A 16,419-nucleotide genomic window follows, 5' to 3' on the forward strand; every position below is an offset into this window, starting at 1 on the left:
AGGCGATTGGAATGACTGCCATCATCCCCGAGCCGTCACACAAGCGGATCGATCCCGACAGCCTGGTCGAAATGGCCTGGGACCCGATCACCCGCATCGTCGGCAGCCTGGGAATCTATACCAAGATCGATTTCGAGAACCGTGAAGTGGTCGAGTGCCACAGCACCTCGTCCATCTTCCGCGGCTACTCGATCTTCATGCGGGGCAAGGATCCCCGCGACGCGCATTTCATCACCAGCCGCATCTGCGGGATCTGCGGCGACAATCACGCCACCTGCTCGTGCTACACCCAGAACATGGCCTACGGGGTGAAACCGCCGCACCTGGGCGAGTGGATCGTCAATCTCGGTGAAGCCGCCGAATACATGTTCGACCACAACATCTTCCAGGAGAATCTGGTCGGCGTGGATTTCTGCGAGAAGATGGTCGCCGAGACCAATCCCGGCGTCCTCGCGCAGGCCGAGACCACGCTCGCGCCGCATTCAGACGCGCACGGCTATCGCACCATCGCCGACATCATGCGCGCGCTCAATCCGTTCACCGGCGAGTTCTACCGGGAGGCGCTACACGTCAGCCGCTACACCCGTGAGATGTTCTGCCTGATGGAGGGCAGGCACGTGCACCCGTCGACGCTGTATCCCGGCGGTGTGGGAACCGTCGCGACGATCCAGCTGATGACCGATTACATGACGCGCCTGATGCGCTACGTCGAATTCATGAAGAAGGTCGTGCCGATGCACGACGATCTCTTCGACTTCTTCTACGAGGCGCTGCCGGGCTACGAACAGGTCGGACTGCGGCGCACCCTGCTGGGTTGCTGGGGCTCGTTCCAGGACCCCGAGGTGTGCAATTTCGCGTACAAGGACATGGAGGAGTGGGGTCGGCGGATGTTCGTCACCCCCGGCGTGGTCGTCGACGGGAAACTGGTCACGACGTCCCTGGTCGACATCAATCTCGGCATCCGAATCCTTTTGGGCAGTTCGTATTACGACGACTGGAACGACCAGGAGATGTTCGTGAAGACCGACCCGCTCGGCAATCCGGTCGACCGGCGTCACCCCTGGAACCAGCACACCAACCCCAAGCCGCAGAAGCGCGACATGGACGACAAGTACAGCTGGGTGATGTCGCCGCGCTGGTTCGACGGCACCGACTATCTGGCCCTCGACACCGGCGGCGGCCCGCTGGCCCGGCTGTGGTCGACGGCGCTGGCCGGGCTCGTCGACATCGGCTACGTGAAATCGACCGGACACAGTGTGCAGATCAACCTGCCCAAGACCGCGTTGAAGGGCCCGGTCAGCTTCGAATGGAAGATCCCCGCGTTCGGCAGCAACACCATCGAACGCAACCGCGCCCGCACCTACTTCCAGGCCTATGCCGCGGCCAGTGCGCTGCACTTCGCGGAGCAGGCGCTCGTGGAGATCAGGGCGGGACGGACCAAGACGTGGGAGCACTTCGAGGTACCGGACGAGGGCATCGGCTGCGGGTTCACCGAGGCAGTGCGCGGAGTGCTGTCCCATCACATGGTGATCAGGGACGGCAAGATCGCGAACTACCACCCGTATCCGCCCACGCCGTGGAATGCCAACCCCCGCGACAGTTTCGGCACGCCGGGACCGTACGAGGACGCGGTGCAGGGCCAGCCGATCTTCGAGGAGAACGACCGCGAGCATTTCAAGGGCATCGACATCATGCGCACCGTGCGCAGCTTCGACCCCTGCCTGCCGTGTGGTGTGCACATGTACCTCGGCAACGGCAAGTCGCTGGAGAAACTCCACTCGCCGACCCAGACACTCACCGGGGAGTAACGGTGATGCCGGATCGTCCGGGGGAGCACGACGAGGCGGCGTTCGACCCAGACCGGTGGCGCGGCGCAGGCGACCGGATCGAGACCCTGCTGGACGCGAGTTCGGCCGGTGGCGTGGTCGCTCGCGAGCGCGCCGAGCAACTGGTGCGCGAGGTCGCCGACCTCTACGGTGCCGGGCTGGCGCGCGTCCTGGAACTGGTCGATGGTGGCGTCCGTGAACGGCTCGTCGCCGACGATCTGATAGCGAGTCTGTTGCTGGTGCACGGACTGCATCCGCACGACGTGCACACCCGGGTCCGCGCGGCACTCGACAGCGTGCGCCCCTACCTGGGATCCCACGGTGGTGACGTGGAACTGCTCGGCGTGGCCGACGGCATCGTGCGGCTCGAACTGTCGGGCAGCTGTCGCACCTGCCCCTCGTCGTCGGTGACCCTGGAACTGGCGGTGGAGGACGCGGTGCGCGCCGCCGCGCCGGAGATCGAGTCGATCGAAGTGGCTGCCGCGCAACCGGAATCGACGGACGCCTTGATCTCCGCCGATTCGTTGTTCGCCCGGGTACACGGCGATACCCATCCGGTCGAGGCGCAGCACGGGAGCTGGATAGCGGTCCCGCAACTGGGGGAACTCGGTGCGGGCGAGGTCGGCGGCTTCGTCATCGGTGGGCAAACCGTGCTCGCCTGCCGGGTCGGTGACGACCTGTTCGTCTACCGCGATCACTGTCCCGCCTGCGACAACTCGCTCGCCGGAGCGGCACTGCATCGTCGGATGGGGTACCCGGTCGGTGACGCCGTACTGCGCTGCCCGACCTGCCGGGCGCACTACGACGCCGTCCATGCCGGCGCCAGAGTCGACGGCGAAGGGCATCTGGAACCACTGCCGGTGCTGGTACGCGCCGGGGAGATCTCGGTGGCCGTGCCCGTGGGGGTGGCCGGGTGAGTTCTGGACTGGGGGTGCTGCGCCGCCTCACCGTCGACCGCAAACCCGCCGTCCCGGCGGGCGAGCGATGTGAGATGTGCGCCGAGGCCATCGCCGAAGAGCATCAGCATGTGGTGAATGTCGAAGGGCGCCAACTGTTGTGCGTGTGCCGGGGCTGCTATCTGCTGTTCACCGACCAGAACGCGGTCCTGCGGTACCGCGCGGTGCCCGACCGCTACCTGCGCTTTCCGACCTTCACCATCGGCCACGGCGAATGGGACGCACTCGAGATCCCGGTGGGCCTGGCATTCTTCTTCGACAACTCGGCTCTGGGGCGCACCGTCGCGTTCTATCCGGGACCGGCGGGCGCCACCGAATCCGAACTGCCCCTCGACCAGTGGCGCACACTGCTCGACCGGCACCCCGAGATCGCTGTCGCGGCCCCCGACGTCGAAGCACTGATGATCAGGGTCCCCGAGCGGGGCACCGCCGAGGCGGCTTGCCTGCTGTTACCCATCGACACCTGCTACGAATTCGTCGGCCGGATGCGGATGCTGTGGCGCGGGTTCGACGGTGGTCAGGATGTGCACCGGTATCTCGACGAGTTCTTCGCCACGGTTTCGGCGCGTGCGCGACCGGGCGGTGTGTGATGTGCCCGGCCTACTCGACGACCTTCGCGGTGCTCGACATCGCGCCGGAGCCCTATGCCGCGACACCGACGCTGTCGGCCCGCATCGGCATCGCGGTGCTCGGTGAGGAACCGGTGCACGCCATCGCCCTGCGCGCGCAGGTGCGCATCGAACCGCACCGCCGCAGCTACACCGACGAGGAGAGCGCGGGCCTGATCGACCTGTTCGGTCCCCGCGAACGCTGGCGCGACACCCAGCGCTCCTTCCTCTGGATGCACTGCGCCACCATGGTTCCCGGCTTCCACGGCGGCGCCCAAGTGGACCTGCCGATGCCGTGCACCTACGACTTCGAGGTGAGCGGCGCCAAATACCTGCACGCCCTGCGCGAGGGGACAGTGCCGCTGATCTTCCTGTTCAGCGGCACTGTCTTCATCCGGGGCGCCACGGGTTTCGCGGTGCAGCAGATTCCCTGGGACCGGGAGGACAAGTTCGAGATGCCGGTCTCGGTCTGGGAGGACCTGATGGCCACGAACTTCCCGAACTCGGGGTGGGTGCGGTTGCACCGCGAGACTCTCGACGCGCTCGCCGCGTACAAGTCCAGCCACGGGATGCTCGGCTTCGACGACGCGGTACTGCGCCTGCTCGATACCGCAGAGGGGGATCCATGAGCATCGGGCTGACCAGGTCGCAGGCCAGGGCTCGCGCGGTCGCCGACGCGGTGCTCTACGAGGGCTATTTGCTGTACCCCTACCGGGCGAATTCGCGAAAGAACCAGTCGCGCTGGCAGTTCGGTGTCCTCGGCCCCACCGGGGCGGCCGCGACCGGACTCGGCGAGGACCCGCGACTTTCGGCGCAGTGTCTGCTCGACGCGGGGGAGTCCGCCTCGGTCACACTGACCGTACGGTTCCTGCAGTTGCAGCGCCGGACCGTCGAGGATGCCGCGCACACTCCGGTCGCCGAGCTCGTCGCCGACGGCCGATCGTGGATCAGCTGGGACGAGGCGGTCGAGTGCGAACAGGTGATCGGACCGCTACCGCTGACCGATTCGACTGCGCGGCTGACGATTCCGGCCGGCACCGACCACGAGGCGATCCCCGGCCCCGACGGTGCACCGGCCGGACGACTGGTCCGACAACGCGCGCACCTCGACGGGGAAGTGGAGTTGGCCGTGGACCGTGACGAGCGACTTCTGCGCCTGAGCATCACCCTGCGCAACACCGGCACCCCCGCGACCGACCAGCACGACGCCATCGCCCGCTCCCTGATCGGCGCGCACGTCATCGCCGAAACCGAAGGCGCCCGGTTCGTTTCCCTGCTCGAACCGCCGCCCGATGCCGAGGCGGCCGTGGCCCGCTGCTTCCACCACCGGTGTTTCCCGGTGCTGGCCGGGCCACCCGGTGACCACAGCATCGTGCTGATCTCGCCCATCATTCTCTACGACCACCCCGAGGTTGCCGAGCAGAGCGAGGGACCGCTGTTCGACTCCACCGAGATCGACGAGATCCTCACCTTGCGCGTGATGACCATGACAGACGAGGAGAAAGCCCAGGCCCGCGCGACCGACGAGCGCGCGGCGCAGATCATCGACCGTTGCGACGCGATGACACCGGAGGCCTTGCAGCAGCTGCACGGTGTCCTGCGGAACCCGCACGCCGAGCAGGCCACACTGATCCCCGAGGTACCCGACGGTGTCGACTGGTGGGACCCGTTGGCCGACAACGCTGTTCGCCCCGATGCCGACGCGATCATGGTCGGCGCGGTCCGGGTCCGCAACGGGACAAGGGTGCGTTTGCATCCGTCTCGGCGCGCCGATGCCCACGACCTGTTCTACGACGGGCGCACCGCCAAGGTCGTCTCGGTGCACGCCGATGTCGACGGGCAATCCCACGTCGGCGTGGTCATCGAGGACGACCCCGCCGCCGACCTGCACGAATGGTATGGCCGGTACCTGTATTTCGCCCCGGAGGAGATCGAACCACTCGACAGCCCAGGAGAATGAGAGAAGAGGTCGATCATGACGACGATAGGAATGTTCGCGGTGGCGTTGGCCGCTGTGGTGGCTGTGGCCGCCGCGGTGCTCGGCGTGCGTTCGATACCGGATGTCCAGCGCTATCTGAAGATACGCCGGATGTGAGATGACGGCGCGAGTGCTCGTGGCGGGGATCGGCAACATCTTCCTCGGCGACGACGGTTTCGGGCCCGAAGTGGTGCGGCGACTACCGCCGCACGGCGAGACCGTGCGCGTGGTCGACTACGGCATCCGTGGCATGCACCTGGCCTACGACCTGCTCGATCCGTGGGACGCGCTGGTGCTGGTCGACGCCGTCCCCGACCGCGGCGAACCCGGTACTCTCGCGGTCTTCCACGCCGAACCCGACCCAGCGGGCGCGGCGCAGCTCGACGCGCACGCCATGAACCCCGACGCGGTGTTCGCGAGCGTTCGCGCGCTGGGCGGAACCCTGCCACCGACCGTCGTCGTCGGCTGCCAGGTGGACTCGGTGCAGGAGGGCATCGGCCTGTCCGATCCGGTAGGTGCCGCGGTCGATCCCGCCGTCGAGGCGGTCGTCGCGGTCCTCGCGCGACTGGTCGCAGATCCGCGCGAGTCGATCGCGGACCCGCCTCGGCCGGTCGCCGACTCGCACGGGCTCGTCGTGCCGTCGAACCGATCGGAGGGGTGAATCATGTGCCTCGGCATCCCCGGACAGGTCGTGGAGATCCTCGACGGCTACCACGGTCAACTCGCCCTGGTGACGGTCTCCGGCGAGAACCGCAAGGTGAACATCGGTCTGCTGGAAGAAGATCCGGTGCATCCCGGAGACTGGGTGATCATCCACATGGGTCTGGCGGTCGAGAAGACCGACCAGGCCGGCGCCGCCACGGCCCTGGCCGGGCTGAATCTGCTCGGACGAGGCGAACAGTCATGACCGCCGACCGGCAACGCCGGCGCCTCGTGGTTCGCGGCGTGGTCCAGGGCGTCGGCTTCCGGCCCTTTGTCTACACCACCGCCGCCGAACTGTCCCTGTCCGGTTCGGTGGCCAACGACAGCCGCGGGGTCGTCATCGAGATCGAAGGCGCACCGGCCGATCTCGACCGGTTCACCCGCCGGCTACACGAGGCACCACCACCGCTGGCCGTCGTCGAATCGGTCGAGCAGACCACCGTCGCGCTGCACGGTGGCACCGGATTCCGCATCGCCGACACGACCCGCGACGGCGGCGGCCGCACCCTGGCCTCACCCGATGTGGCGATCTGCGCCGACTGTGCTGGCGAGCTCGCCGATCCCACCGACCGCCGCTACCGCCACCCTTTCATCAACTGCACCAACTGTGGCCCCCGGTTCACCATCATCGCCGAGCTGCCCTATGACCGATCCCGCACGTCGATGGCCGACTTCCCGATGTGCGCCCACTGCGCCGCCGAGTACACCGACCCCACCAATCGCCGCTTCCACGCCCAGCCCATCGCCTGCCCGGACTGCGGCCCGCGTCTGTCCTACCTCGGCCCTTCCTGCTCATCGGCCGGGGGTCCACTGGACTCGGCGCGAAACCTGTTGCGCGAGGGCGGGATTCTCGCGGTCAAAGGCATCGGCGGCTACCACCTCGCCTGCGATGCCACGAACGAGCGCGCCGTGGCCACCTTGCGGGGCCGAAAGCGGCGCGGCGACAAGCCTTTCGCCGTCATGGTTCCAGACCTCGGCACCGCGCAAACGATCGCGGAGGTAGACGACACCGCCGCGGTACTGCTCACGGGGCCCCAACGCCCGATCGTCCTGCTCGCCCGCAGGGCTCCCGTCCGCCTCCCCACTGAAGCGGCATCCGATGCCGACCCGCACGACGTGCTCGATCGCGAGGCCATCAAACTGGCAGATTCGGTCGCGCCCCGCAATCCCGACCTGGGCGTCATGCTCGCCTATACCCCGCTGCACCTGCTGCTGTTCGGCTTGTCGGGCGACCGGCCCGCCCCGCGGGTGCTCGTGATGACCTCCGGCAATCTCGGTGGCGAACCGATCTGCTTCGACGACGCCGATGCCCGCACCCGGCTCGCCGAACTCGCTGACGGCTGGCTGTCGCACGACCGCCGCATTCTGACGCCCTGTGACGACTCGGTGGTGCGTGTAGTCGACGGTATCGAATTGCCCCTGCGCCGCTCGCGCGGCTACGCGCCCCTCCCGCTGACCCTGCCCGTCCCGGTACCGCCGATGCTCGCTGTCGGCGCGGACATGAAGAACACCTGCGCGGTCGGCGAGGGTCGCTACGCCTGGCTCAGCCAGCACATCGGCGACATGGACGACCTGGCCACCCTGCGCGCCTTCGATTCCGCCGCCGAGCACCTCGCGGAACTGACCGGGGTCCGGCCCACCCAGCTCGTCGCCGACGCGCACCCGCGCTACCGATCCACCGCCTGGGCGCGCGCCCACGCCGCAGGCCGTCCGGTGCACACGGTGCAGCATCACCACGCTCACATCGCCGCGGTCATGGGAGAACACGGACTCGGCGCCTCGGACACCGTCACCGGGATCGCGTTCGACGGCACCGGATTCGGACCCGACGGCGCCATCTGGGGTGGTGAAGTCCTGTCCGCCGGCTACAAGGGCTACCGGCGGCTCGCGCACTTGAAATACGTGCCGCTCGCGGGTGGGGACGTCAGCGTGCACCGTCCCTACCGGATGGCGCTGGCGCACCTGTGGTCCGCTCGGCTCGACTGGTCGGACACGATCGCCTCGGTCGCCGCCTGCCCCGCCGACGAACGAGCGGTGCTGGCACACCAATTCGGCTCCGGCTTCGGGTGCACCCCGACGTCGAGCATGGGAAGGCTCTTCGACGCCGTGTCCTCGCTGGCCGGGGTCCGCCACACCGTCGACTACGAAGCCCAGGCCGCGATAGAACTGGAGGCCCTCGCGCGCGCCGCCGACCCCGGCTCGCGCACCTACCGGTTCGGCCTCGACCACACCGCCGACCCGGCCGTGATCGACCCGGCCCCGGTCGTGGCCGCCGTGGTCATCGACGCCGATCACGGCGTCCCGGCCGCCGTGATCGCCGCGCGCTTCCACCACGCCGTGGCGGCGCTGGTCCTGGACCTGGCTCTGGATTTCGCACCGCGCCCGACGACCGTCGCGCTCTCGGGTGGGGTGTTCCAGAACGCGTTGCTGCTCTCGGCAGCGCGCACTGTGCTGCGCGACAACGGATTCCCTGTCATCACCCATCGCCGACTGCCGCCCAACGACGGTGGTCTCGCGTTCGGGCAACTACTCGCCGCCGGTGCGGGTTGAGCGAAAGGAGAGCAGCGATGTGCCTGGCAGTCCCGGGAAAGGTGCTCAGCCTGCACGAACGCGACGGCACCATGATGTCGGTCGTCGACTTCGGCGGCGTGCACAAAGACGTGTGCCTGGAATACATTCCGGACGCGGCGATCGGCGACTACGTAGTGGTCCACGTCGGTTTCGCCATCCAGCGCCTCGACGAGGAATCGGCGTTGCGCACACTGGCCGAATTCGAGCACCTCGGTGTGCTCAACGAGGAGTTCGGCGACGGGTTCGCCCTCGCCGCCAAACAATCCGGGCTCCCCGATCCCACGGCAGAACCGGCAGCGACCGACTCCGGCGCCGGCGACGACACGGAGGTGACGTCATGAAGTATCTCGACGAATTCAGCGATCCCGACCTGGCGAAGAAGTTGCTCGATCAGATCCGCGGGGCCACCTCCCAGCGGTGGTCCATCATGGAAGTCTGCGGCGGACAGACTCATTCGATCATCCGCCACGGCATCGACCAACTGCTGCCCGACGAGATCGAGATGATCCACGGCCCCGGCTGCCCCGTGTGCGTTACCCCGCTCGAGGTGATCGACAAGGCGCTCGAGATCGCCGCGCAGCCCGGGGTGATCTTCTGCTCCTTCGGCGACATGCTCCGGGTACCGGGTAGCGAACGCGATCTGTTCCGGGTCAAGAGCGAAGGCGGTGATGTGCGAGTGGTGTACTCGCCACTGGACGCGCTCACCATCGCCAGGCAGAACCCCGATCGGCAGGTGGTGTTCTTCGGCATCGGCTTCGAAACCACCGCACCGGCCAACGCGATGACCGTCTATCAGGCCAAACGGCTGGGCATCGAAAACTTCTCGCTGTTGGTCTCGCACGTGCTCGTTCCGCCCGCCATCGCCGCGATCATGGAATCGCCGAAGTGCCGGGTCCAGGGCTTCCTGGCCGCCGGACATGTCTGCAGTGTCATGGGCACCGAGGAGTACCCGCCGCTGGCCGACAAATACGGAGTGCCGATGGTGGTCACCGGCTTCGAGCCCCTCGACATCCTGGAAGGTATCCGGCGCACCGTGACCCAGCTCGAGGACGGCAGACACCAGCTCGAGAACGCCTATCCCCGTGCGGTCCGCGCCGAAGGCAACCCGGCCGCGAAGACGATGCTCACCGACGTCTTCGAAGTCACCGACCGCGCCTGGCGCGGCATCGGCGTGATCCCCGACAGCGGCTGGCGGCTCTCGGAACGCTACCGCGCCTACGACGCCGAGCACCGGTTCGCAGTCACCGACCTGCACACCGCGGAGTCCTCGATCTGCCGCTCCGGCGAGGTCCTCCAGGGACTGATCAAGCCGCACGAATGCGCCGCTTTCGGCAAACAGTGCACCCCACGAAACCCCTTGGGAGCCACGATGGTCTCCTCCGAAGGCGCCTGCGCGGCCTACTACCTGTACCGACGCCTCGACCTGCCCGCGGAGGTGGCTCATGCGTGAGGACAACGCGGCGACCGGCCTCGACATGGACAGCTGGGTGTGCCCGATGCCGCTGCGCGACTCACCGACCATCGTGATGGGCCACGGTGGCGGGGGAGCGATGTCGGGCGAGCTGATCGAGCACCTGTTCCTGCCCGCGTTCGGCTCCGCCGCCGAAGCGGGCATGGGTGATTCGGCGGTGCTCACCCTCGACGGCGTGCGGTTGGCGTTCTCGACCGACTCCTTCGTCGTCAAACCGCTGGCTTTCCCCGGTGGGTCGATCGGGGACCTGGCCGTCAACGGCACCGTCAACGACCTGTCGATGGCAGGCGCGCGGCCGATGGTGCTGTCCACGGCGTTCATCCTCGAAGAAGGCACCGCACTCGCCGAGATCGCCCGGGTCGCCGAGGCTGTCGGTACTGCCGCGCTCGCGGCCGGGGTCAAGCTGGTCACCGGCGACACCAAGGTCGTCGACTCCGGTCACGGCGACGGCATCTTCATCAACACCGCGGGCATCGGCATCATCGACGCCGGCATCGACATCCGCCCGCAGCGCGCTCGTCCCGGTGACGTCGTGATCGTCAGCGGTGACATCGGGGTGCACGGCGTCGCGGTGATGAGCTGCCGTGAGGGCCTCGAATTCGGCACCACCGTCTGCAGCGACACCGCCCCGCTCAACGGCCTGGTCGCCGCGATGCTGGCCACCGGCGCCGATGTGCACGTGCTGCGTGACCCGACCCGCGGCGGGGTCGCGGCGACGCTCAACGAGATCGCGGGTGTCGCGAAAGTCGGTGTGGCACTGGACGAACGGAAGCTGCCCGTGCCGGACGCGGTCCGGGATGCGTGTGGGCTGCTCGGGCTCGATCCGATGTATGTCGCCAACGAGGGCAAGCTGGTCGCCTTCGTCGCCTCCGAGGACGCCGACCGGGTGCTCGCGGCGATGCGGGCGCATCCGCTGGGCGCTCGTGCCGAAGCCATCGGCGTGTGCGTCGAGGACCATCCGGGCATGGTGGTCGCCCGCACCGCCCTCGGCGGTACCCGGGTGGTGGATCTGCCTGCCGGAGAACAACTGCCACGGATCTGCTGACAGGAGGCGCGATCATCGACGGGACCGAGATGTTCGCCCGCTACGCCTACGCGCCCAACCGGCTCGGTTACTGCGGTCCCGCCGACGCGCGGGCGCTGCACAACGGCTCGGCCGCCGATATCCGCGCGCTGGCCCGCCAGTTCTCCGGAGCCTGGCCCTATCTGCGGGCGATGTCGAGACTGACCGGCATCGCCGATCCGCTCGACGCGCGCCTCGTCGAGTCCTATTGGCTCGGTGGCGGGATCGGCGCCGACCTCGACGCCGGCGCGTTCACCACCGAACTGCTCGCGATCATCGCTCCGATGGCCGGACACTACTGGTCGTATCTGAATGCCGATCTTGCCGAGGAAGCCGCCGCCAACCACGGATTCCACGTGTTCGGCGTGTATCCGTGGACCCGGCTGCTGGGACGTGGCGCCGACGAGCACCCCCTCCGCATCCTGGACAGCTGCCGCATCACCTGGGGCACCGTGGTGGCCCGCGAAGACGGCGCTGCCTCCGTCCGCTGTCGGCGGTTGGTCTTGGACGGTCCACTGCTGCGGTCGTCCGGTCCAGCGCTGCAGCGCGTCGAGGTGGACGACGATCACCTCGCGACGGAGGTGGCCGTCGGTGACCGAGTCGCCGTGCATTGGGGCCGCGTGTGTGGCCGCCTCGATTCCGATCAGACGCGGGCACTGGCCACCAGTACCGCACGGCAACTGCGGGTGACCAATCGTCGGTTGGCCGACGCCGCGCGTACCGCTCTGCGATAGAGAGCATCGACGGGTCGAATTGCATGCGGCGGCTACCGAGCTCGGGATCGGCCGAACGACCGTCTACCGCCGATTCGGCACCAGAGAAGAGCTGCTCGGTCTCACTCTCGCCCGCCAGTTCGAGCAGGTGATCACCGCGATCGACAGCCGCGGCGTCCATCGCATCTGTGAAGTGTTCGATCAGGCGATACGCCAGTTGTCGGCTGATCGTGCACCGCGCACCTACCTCCAGAACGAATCACAGGCGGCCCTTCGGCTGGTTACCCAGGCGGCCGGGCCGGTTCACCGAGGCAGCGTCGCCCTGGTCGAAACGCTCATCCAGCGCGCGCAAGAACAAGACGGCACCGGTCGCGGGCAGTCGATCGTTCCGGGAGCATGTCGGAACTCCTTCGTGCTCGTGGAGTCGGTCCGGCGGCCGCTGTCTGCCTTGTGCTGAGCGCGAGCGGGATCGCCGCTCGAAGTGGTGCGGCCGGTTCGGTCATTCCTCGAGGCAGTTCGCGGCGGGGGAGCAGTCAGTTCGGTTGCGCTCTGGATTTCCGATATCGCCTCAGTTACGTTGCCGCATCGTTGCGACGACGGCGTTCGTCCAGGACAGATTGTGGGGCGCCGGACCCGTAGGGTCGGTCTCGCCGAGATCGTCTGGATCAGAGGAGGCTGGTGGGTATGCCCAAGTACTTGTGGCGAGTCAGCTATCTCCAAGAGGGGGCACAAGGTCTATTGGCACAGGGCGGTAGTGCGCGCCGTGCGGCCATCACGGAGATGGTGGAGAGCGTCGGTGGTCGGGTAGAAGCCTGTTATTTCGCGTTCGGCGAGGACGACTTGTTCGTCATCGGTGATGTCCCGGACGATGTCTCAGCCGCAGCGCTCGCGATTCGAACTGCGGCCGCTGGTGCCGCGGTGTCGCACACAGTGGGTCTGCTCAGCCCCGAGCAGATCGACGAAGCGATAGCTAGGGACGTTACCTACCGGCCGCCGACCTGAGTTCCGCCGCGTGGCGATCACGTTCTGTTCAGCACGACCACGATGCTCCGGGTGGTAGCGGGACAAGCCGACTATGCGAGCAGGCGTATTCGGGGTCGCTCGTCCGTCAGCCCGACATTTACCGAGGACCGTGCGGGAACTAGATCAAGGCCGGGTGCAGGCGTAGTCGCGATTGAACGAGCCGGCGCTTCCGGTGCCGGTGGGGAGGTTGCGGGTGGCGTCTGCGTAGGCCTCCCCTGGGGTCGCCCCTTTACCGAAGCCCACGATCGGGAACCCTGCGACGATCGCGAGCGGACTCGTCACGACTGCACCGCAGCCGTTCGCGAATGTCACCATCATCCGGCAGTCGATGATGCCTTGACCCTTGCACGCTCGGTCGGCGGCTTGAATGGCGTCGGCTTCCGTCGGGTGGTTGACCGAAAACGCGTAGACATTGCCCCACACGCTGAGGGAAACGGCGCCCCAGGTGACCGGGTCGGCGGCTGCGGGCGGTGCCGCGAGGACGGCAGCGGCGCTCACCGAGAGCGCGGCGACCGCAATGGACTTGTTGAACATGTGGTGTGTGCTTCCTCTGCGCGCCGACCAGGTGCGGCGATCGCATGGAAGATACCGCAGCGCATGGACGCGAGGTCGCCCCAAAAGTCTTGGGGTCACGGCAAAGACCGTCACGAACTACGCCGTTCGTGACGGATCTGCCGAAACCGATCTAGTCGTCCTCGGCTGCGCGAGCGGCCGCGTCGGAGGCCATCGCATGGCCCGACGAACGGCTCCCACGCCTGGGCCACATCGATCAGTCCTTGTTCCTCGGGGGGCATGGCCTTTCTGCCGGGTCGACCTGCCAATGGCACAAAGTGGAGAGGATGGGTTGTTGCCTGCCGCCGCGCAGCGATCTGCCAGGGGAGAGAACGCGATGCTCGGGGTCGGCGAGCTCAGGTGATGGTGACGCCGCCGTCGACAGCGATGGTCTGCCCCGTGACGTAGCCGCCGGCGGCAGAGGCGAGCCATACCGCGGTTGCCGCGATTTCCTCGCCGTGGCCGTACCGCCCGAGAACGACCCGGGGCATCAGGGACGCGGCATAGCCCTCGTCGTAGGTGTCGGTCATCTCGCTACGGAAGAACCCGGGGGCCAGCGCATTGACGCGAATTCCCTTGCGGGATCCCCATTGCTGGGCCAGATCCCGTGTCAGTCCGATGATGGCGGCCTTGCTGGCGCTGTAGGCGGCCTGTGGCAAGCCCGCGGTGGTGAGTCCGAGAATGCTCGAGATGTTGATGATCGAGCCGCCGGCCGGCATGACGCGGCCGCAGGCTTGCGCCATCCAGTAGGAGCCGTGGAGGTTGACGTCGATGACCGCGCGGAACTGGTCGGGGGTCTCCCGGGTCGCCGGGTGGGCGGAGGCGACGCCGGCGTTGTTGATCAGGACATCGACGCGACCGAACTCCGAGATGGCCGCGTCGACGACAGCCTGGCACTGTTCGGGTGCCGAGACGTCGGCGGGAACGACGACAGCTCGTCGACCGGCTGCACGCACGGATTCCGCTGTCTCGGTGAGCTTGTCGGCACGGCGGGCCGCGAGAACGAGGTCGGCGCCTGCCTCGGCGAACCCCTGAGCGAACGACACTCCGAGTCCGGACGATGCGCCCGTGACGATGACGACCTTGCCGGTCATGTCGAACATTTCGAGTAGGGACATCGAATTCTCCTGGGACGTAGTCGAGGTGGTGCGGTGAACGAGGCTCACAGCCAGGTCGGGTCGGTATCGAGGGTGGTTCGGTCGAGCTGCGCCAGCAGTGTCAGCTGCGCGGCGACCTTGGGCAGTTCATACCGGAAGAAGTACTGCGTCGCGACGCGTTTGCCGTCGTAGAAGGCCCCGTCCAGGTCGCCGACAGCGAGCAGCTGGTCGAGCCATATCCAGGCGATCACGATGTGCCCGGCGGCTTCGAGGTAGATGCTCGCGTTGGCCAGCGAGGCGGCACGGTCGTCGACAGACCAGATCCGTGCGGTGACCGCGACCAATTGATTCAGCGCCTTGCCCAGATCATCGGCATAGGTGGACAGCGCCGGCGCGGTGGAGGCGCGGTCGATGGTGTCGCTGATGGTGTCGGCGAGCAGGGCCAGGCCCGCACCGTCGTGCATCGTGACCTTGCGGCCCAGCAGATCCAAGCCCTGGATACCGTGCGTCCCTTCGTGAATGGGATTCAGCCGGTTGTCGCGGTAGTACTGCTCGACATCGAACTCTGTGGTGTAGCCATAACCGCCGTGGACCTGGATCGCGAGACTGTTCGCTTCCAGACACCACTGTGACGGCCAGCTCTTCGCGATGGGAGTGAGGACATCGAGGAGAAGGTTCGCTCGATCGCGCTCGGGCCCGGTCGTTGTAGCGGCTTCGTCGACGAGTTTGCTGCAGTAGAGCCCGAGAGCCAGCGCGCCTTCGACGTAGGACTTCTGGGCCAAGAGCATCCGTTTGACGTCGGCGTGTTCGATGATGGCGACGGGCTTGCTGTCCGCGGCCGAGGCAGCGTCATCGATCGCTCGGCCCTGGACGCGAGTGCGCGCGTACTCCAGGGAGGCGAGGTAGCCGGCGTACCCCAGCGCGGTGGCCAGTAGGCCCACACCGATGCGGGCTTCGTTCATCATGTGGAACATGTAGGACAACCCGCGGTGCTCGGTGCCGACGAGGTAGCCGACCGCGCCGGATTCCGGAGTGGGGTCGAAGGTTCCGTCTCCGAAGTTGAGCAGTGCGTTCGTGGTGGCGCGGTTGCCCATCTTGTGGTTGAGGCCGACCAGTGCGACGTCGTTGCGCGTTCCGTCGGCGAGATACTTGGGCACGATGAACAGCGAAATGCCCTTCACCCCTGTTCCGCCACCGGGAACTTTGGCCAGCACCAGGTGAACGATGTTGTCGGTCAGCTCGTGGTCACCCCCGGAGATCCACATCTTGGTGCCGGTGATCCGGTAGGTGCCGTCCGGCACCGCGACGGCTTTGGTGGTGATGTCGGCCAGTGACGACCCGGCCTGGGGCTCGGACAGGCACATCGTGCCGGTGAAACGACCGTCGAGCATCGGCCGGACCCAGGTATCGATTTGCTCGGCGGTGCCGTACTCCGCCAACAGACTTGCATTGGCGGCAGTGAGGAAATAGTAGGAGGACATCGCCGCGTTGGCGGCTTGGAACCAGGTCATCGACGCGCGGTTGACGACAGTCGGCAACTGCATGCCACCCAAAGCTTCGTCGAACGACCCGGCAATGAGCCCTGCGCTGCGGAACTGGTCGAGGCCGTCGCTGATCTCGCTCGGCAGTACCACCTGGCCCGCTGCACCGATGTACGGCGCGTTCCTGTCGCCCTTTTTGTTGACCGGCGCGAAGCACTTCTGGGCGATGTTCGCGCTCAAATCCAGTACCGCGTCGAACGTCTCACGTGAGTGGTCGGCGAAGCGTTCGCGAGTAGTCAGTGAGTCGACCTCGAGCCACTCGTAGAGCAGGAACTCCAGATCGCGGCGGGACATGGGTGTGGACATGACATTTCCTCA

Annotated in this window: 18 protein-coding genes; 15 read left to right on the forward strand and 3 right to left on the reverse strand. The window is 67.2% G+C overall.

All coding sequences use genetic code 11. From position 1 onward, the window contains the following. The first annotated feature begins 11 nt into the window (after positions 1-11). From ACFTS5_RS06385 to ACFTS5_RS06455, 15 genes are all read left to right on the forward strand, one after another. The gene (locus ACFTS5_RS06385) at positions 12-1,808 is read left to right on the forward strand and encodes a nickel-dependent hydrogenase large subunit (protein ID WP_378627956.1); all 1,797 of its coding nucleotides are present in this window, start codon (positions 12-14) and stop codon (positions 1,806-1,808) included. A gap of 5 nt (positions 1,809-1,813) precedes the next feature. Continuing rightward, positions 1,814-2,743, forward strand: coding sequence for a NifU family protein (locus tag ACFTS5_RS06390; RefSeq protein WP_378627959.1), 930 nt, complete (start codon positions 1,814-1,816; stop codon positions 2,741-2,743). Next, on the forward strand, positions 2,740-3,372 hold the full coding sequence (locus tag ACFTS5_RS06395; RefSeq protein WP_378627960.1) for a DUF5947 family protein: 633 nt from the start codon (positions 2,740-2,742) through the stop codon (positions 3,370-3,372). The genes ACFTS5_RS06390 and ACFTS5_RS06395 overlap by 4 nt, the downstream gene beginning before the upstream one ends. Further along, the gene (locus ACFTS5_RS06400; protein WP_378627963.1) at positions 3,372-4,019 is read left to right on the forward strand and encodes a DUF6084 family protein; all 648 of its coding nucleotides are present in this window, start codon (positions 3,372-3,374) and stop codon (positions 4,017-4,019) included. Before ACFTS5_RS06395 ends, ACFTS5_RS06400 begins: the two co-directional genes overlap by 1 nt. After that, on the forward strand, positions 4,016-5,350 hold the full coding sequence (locus tag ACFTS5_RS06405; protein ID WP_378627965.1) for a hypothetical protein: 1,335 nt from the start codon (positions 4,016-4,018) through the stop codon (positions 5,348-5,350). Before ACFTS5_RS06400 ends, ACFTS5_RS06405 begins: the two co-directional genes overlap by 4 nt. 15 nt (positions 5,351-5,365) lie before the next feature. Next, positions 5,366-5,485 carry a DUF6893 family small protein gene (locus ACFTS5_RS06410; protein ID WP_378627967.1) on the forward strand — a complete coding sequence of 40 codons (120 nt, stop codon included), beginning with the start codon at positions 5,366-5,368 and terminating at the stop codon, positions 5,483-5,485. Position 5,486: 1 nt separating this feature from the next. After that, the gene (locus tag ACFTS5_RS06415) at positions 5,487-6,029 is read left to right on the forward strand and encodes a hydrogenase maturation protease (protein WP_378627970.1); all 543 of its coding nucleotides are present in this window, start codon (positions 5,487-5,489) and stop codon (positions 6,027-6,029) included. 3 nt (positions 6,030-6,032) lie between these two features. Next, the gene (locus tag ACFTS5_RS06420; protein WP_378627973.1) at positions 6,033-6,275 is read left to right on the forward strand and encodes a HypC/HybG/HupF family hydrogenase formation chaperone; all 243 of its coding nucleotides are present in this window, start codon (positions 6,033-6,035) and stop codon (positions 6,273-6,275) included. Next, positions 6,272-8,620 (forward strand): carbamoyltransferase HypF, encoded by a 2,349-nt coding sequence (hypF, locus tag ACFTS5_RS06425; RefSeq protein WP_378627974.1) that lies wholly within the window; start codon positions 6,272-6,274, stop codon positions 8,618-8,620. The genes ACFTS5_RS06420 and hypF overlap by 4 nt, the downstream gene beginning before the upstream one ends. 17 nt (positions 8,621-8,637) lie before the next feature. Then, entirely contained in the window at positions 8,638-8,982 is a 345-nt protein-coding gene (locus tag ACFTS5_RS06430) for a HypC/HybG/HupF family hydrogenase formation chaperone (protein WP_063002942.1), read from the forward strand. Then, positions 8,979-10,091: a hydrogenase formation protein HypD gene (gene hypD, locus ACFTS5_RS06435; RefSeq protein WP_378627977.1), complete on the forward strand. Its 1,113-nt coding sequence runs from the start codon at positions 8,979-8,981 to the stop codon at positions 10,089-10,091. The genes ACFTS5_RS06430 and hypD overlap by 4 nt, the downstream gene beginning before the upstream one ends. Further along, positions 10,084-11,157: a hydrogenase expression/formation protein HypE gene (gene hypE, locus ACFTS5_RS06440; protein WP_378627979.1), complete on the forward strand. Its 1,074-nt coding sequence runs from the start codon at positions 10,084-10,086 to the stop codon at positions 11,155-11,157. Before hypD ends, hypE begins: the two co-directional genes overlap by 8 nt. A 29-nt stretch (positions 11,158-11,186) precedes the next feature. Beyond that, positions 11,187-11,909 carry a DUF6390 family protein gene (locus ACFTS5_RS06445; protein WP_378627981.1) on the forward strand — a complete coding sequence of 241 codons (723 nt, stop codon included), beginning with the start codon at positions 11,187-11,189 and terminating at the stop codon, positions 11,907-11,909. A gap of 127 nt (positions 11,910-12,036) precedes the next feature. Then, entirely contained in the window at positions 12,037-12,345 is a 309-nt protein-coding gene (locus ACFTS5_RS06450) for a QsdR family transcriptional regulator (RefSeq protein WP_378627983.1), read from the forward strand. A 227-nt stretch (positions 12,346-12,572) separates the two neighbouring features. After that, positions 12,573-12,890 carry a GYD domain-containing protein gene (locus ACFTS5_RS06455; protein WP_378627985.1) on the forward strand — a complete coding sequence of 106 codons (318 nt, stop codon included), beginning with the start codon at positions 12,573-12,575 and terminating at the stop codon, positions 12,888-12,890. 144 nt (positions 12,891-13,034) lie between these two features. On the opposite strand, the gene ACFTS5_RS06460 is transcribed toward ACFTS5_RS06455, so the two are convergent. The 3 genes from ACFTS5_RS06460 to ACFTS5_RS06470 all read right to left on the reverse strand — a co-directional run bounded on the left by ACFTS5_RS06460 (position 13,035) and on the right by ACFTS5_RS06470 (position 16,407). After that, positions 13,035-13,445 (reverse strand): DUF4189 domain-containing protein, encoded by a 411-nt coding sequence (locus ACFTS5_RS06460; RefSeq protein WP_378627988.1) that lies wholly within the window; start codon positions 13,443-13,445, stop codon positions 13,035-13,037. Positions 13,446-13,819: 374 nt separating this feature from the next. After that, positions 13,820-14,581 (reverse strand): SDR family NAD(P)-dependent oxidoreductase, encoded by a 762-nt coding sequence (locus ACFTS5_RS06465; RefSeq protein WP_378627990.1) that lies wholly within the window; start codon positions 14,579-14,581, stop codon positions 13,820-13,822. A gap of 44 nt (positions 14,582-14,625) precedes the next feature. Beyond that, a complete protein-coding gene (locus ACFTS5_RS06470) occupies positions 14,626-16,407 on the reverse strand; it encodes an acyl-CoA dehydrogenase (protein ID WP_378627991.1) in 1,782 nt (593 codons plus the stop codon). Between the last annotated feature and the right edge of the window lie 12 nt (positions 16,408-16,419).

Origin of the sequence: Nocardia sp. NPDC056952 (assembly GCF_042674185.1) — a bacterium.
Lineage (GTDB): Bacteria > Actinomycetota > Actinomycetes > Mycobacteriales > Mycobacteriaceae > Nocardia.

What these genes read in the sequence shown, in the direction of transcription:
- ACFTS5_RS06465 (WP_378627990.1), bottom strand. Translation starts at nt 14,581, where the DNA reads ATGTCCCTACTCGAAATGTTCGACATGACCGGCAAGGTCGTCATCGTC.
- ACFTS5_RS06470 (WP_378627991.1), bottom strand. Translation starts at nt 16,407, where the DNA reads ATGTCCACACCCATGTCCCGCCGCGATCTGGAGTTCCTGCTCTACGAG.
- ACFTS5_RS06415 (WP_378627970.1), top strand. Translation starts at nt 5,487, where the DNA reads ATGACGGCGCGAGTGCTCGTGGCGGGGATCGGCAACATCTTCCTCGGC.
- ACFTS5_RS06445 (WP_378627981.1), top strand. Translation starts at nt 11,187, where the DNA reads ATGTTCGCCCGCTACGCCTACGCGCCCAACCGGCTCGGTTACTGCGGT.
- ACFTS5_RS06460 (WP_378627988.1), bottom strand. Translation starts at nt 13,445, where the DNA reads ATGTTCAACAAGTCCATTGCGGTCGCCGCGCTCTCGGTGAGCGCCGCT.
- ACFTS5_RS06430 (WP_063002942.1), top strand. Translation starts at nt 8,638, where the DNA reads ATGTGCCTGGCAGTCCCGGGAAAGGTGCTCAGCCTGCACGAACGCGAC.
- hypF (WP_378627974.1), top strand. Translation starts at nt 6,272, where the DNA reads ATGACCGCCGACCGGCAACGCCGGCGCCTCGTGGTTCGCGGCGTGGTC.
- ACFTS5_RS06385 (WP_378627956.1), top strand. Translation starts at nt 12, where the DNA reads ATGACTGCCATCATCCCCGAGCCGTCACACAAGCGGATCGATCCCGAC.
- ACFTS5_RS06405 (WP_378627965.1), top strand. Translation starts at nt 4,016, where the DNA reads ATGAGCATCGGGCTGACCAGGTCGCAGGCCAGGGCTCGCGCGGTCGCC.
- ACFTS5_RS06400 (WP_378627963.1), top strand. Translation starts at nt 3,372, where the DNA reads ATGTGCCCGGCCTACTCGACGACCTTCGCGGTGCTCGACATCGCGCCG.
- ACFTS5_RS06455 (WP_378627985.1), top strand. Translation starts at nt 12,573, where the DNA reads ATGCCCAAGTACTTGTGGCGAGTCAGCTATCTCCAAGAGGGGGCACAA.
- hypE (WP_378627979.1), top strand. Translation starts at nt 10,084, where the DNA reads ATGCGTGAGGACAACGCGGCGACCGGCCTCGACATGGACAGCTGGGTG.
- hypD (WP_378627977.1), top strand. Translation starts at nt 8,979, where the DNA reads ATGAAGTATCTCGACGAATTCAGCGATCCCGACCTGGCGAAGAAGTTG.
- ACFTS5_RS06390 (WP_378627959.1), top strand. Translation starts at nt 1,814, where the DNA reads ATGCCGGATCGTCCGGGGGAGCACGACGAGGCGGCGTTCGACCCAGAC.
- ACFTS5_RS06420 (WP_378627973.1), top strand. Translation starts at nt 6,033, where the DNA reads ATGTGCCTCGGCATCCCCGGACAGGTCGTGGAGATCCTCGACGGCTAC.
- ACFTS5_RS06410 (WP_378627967.1), top strand. Translation starts at nt 5,366, where the DNA reads ATGACGACGATAGGAATGTTCGCGGTGGCGTTGGCCGCTGTGGTGGCT.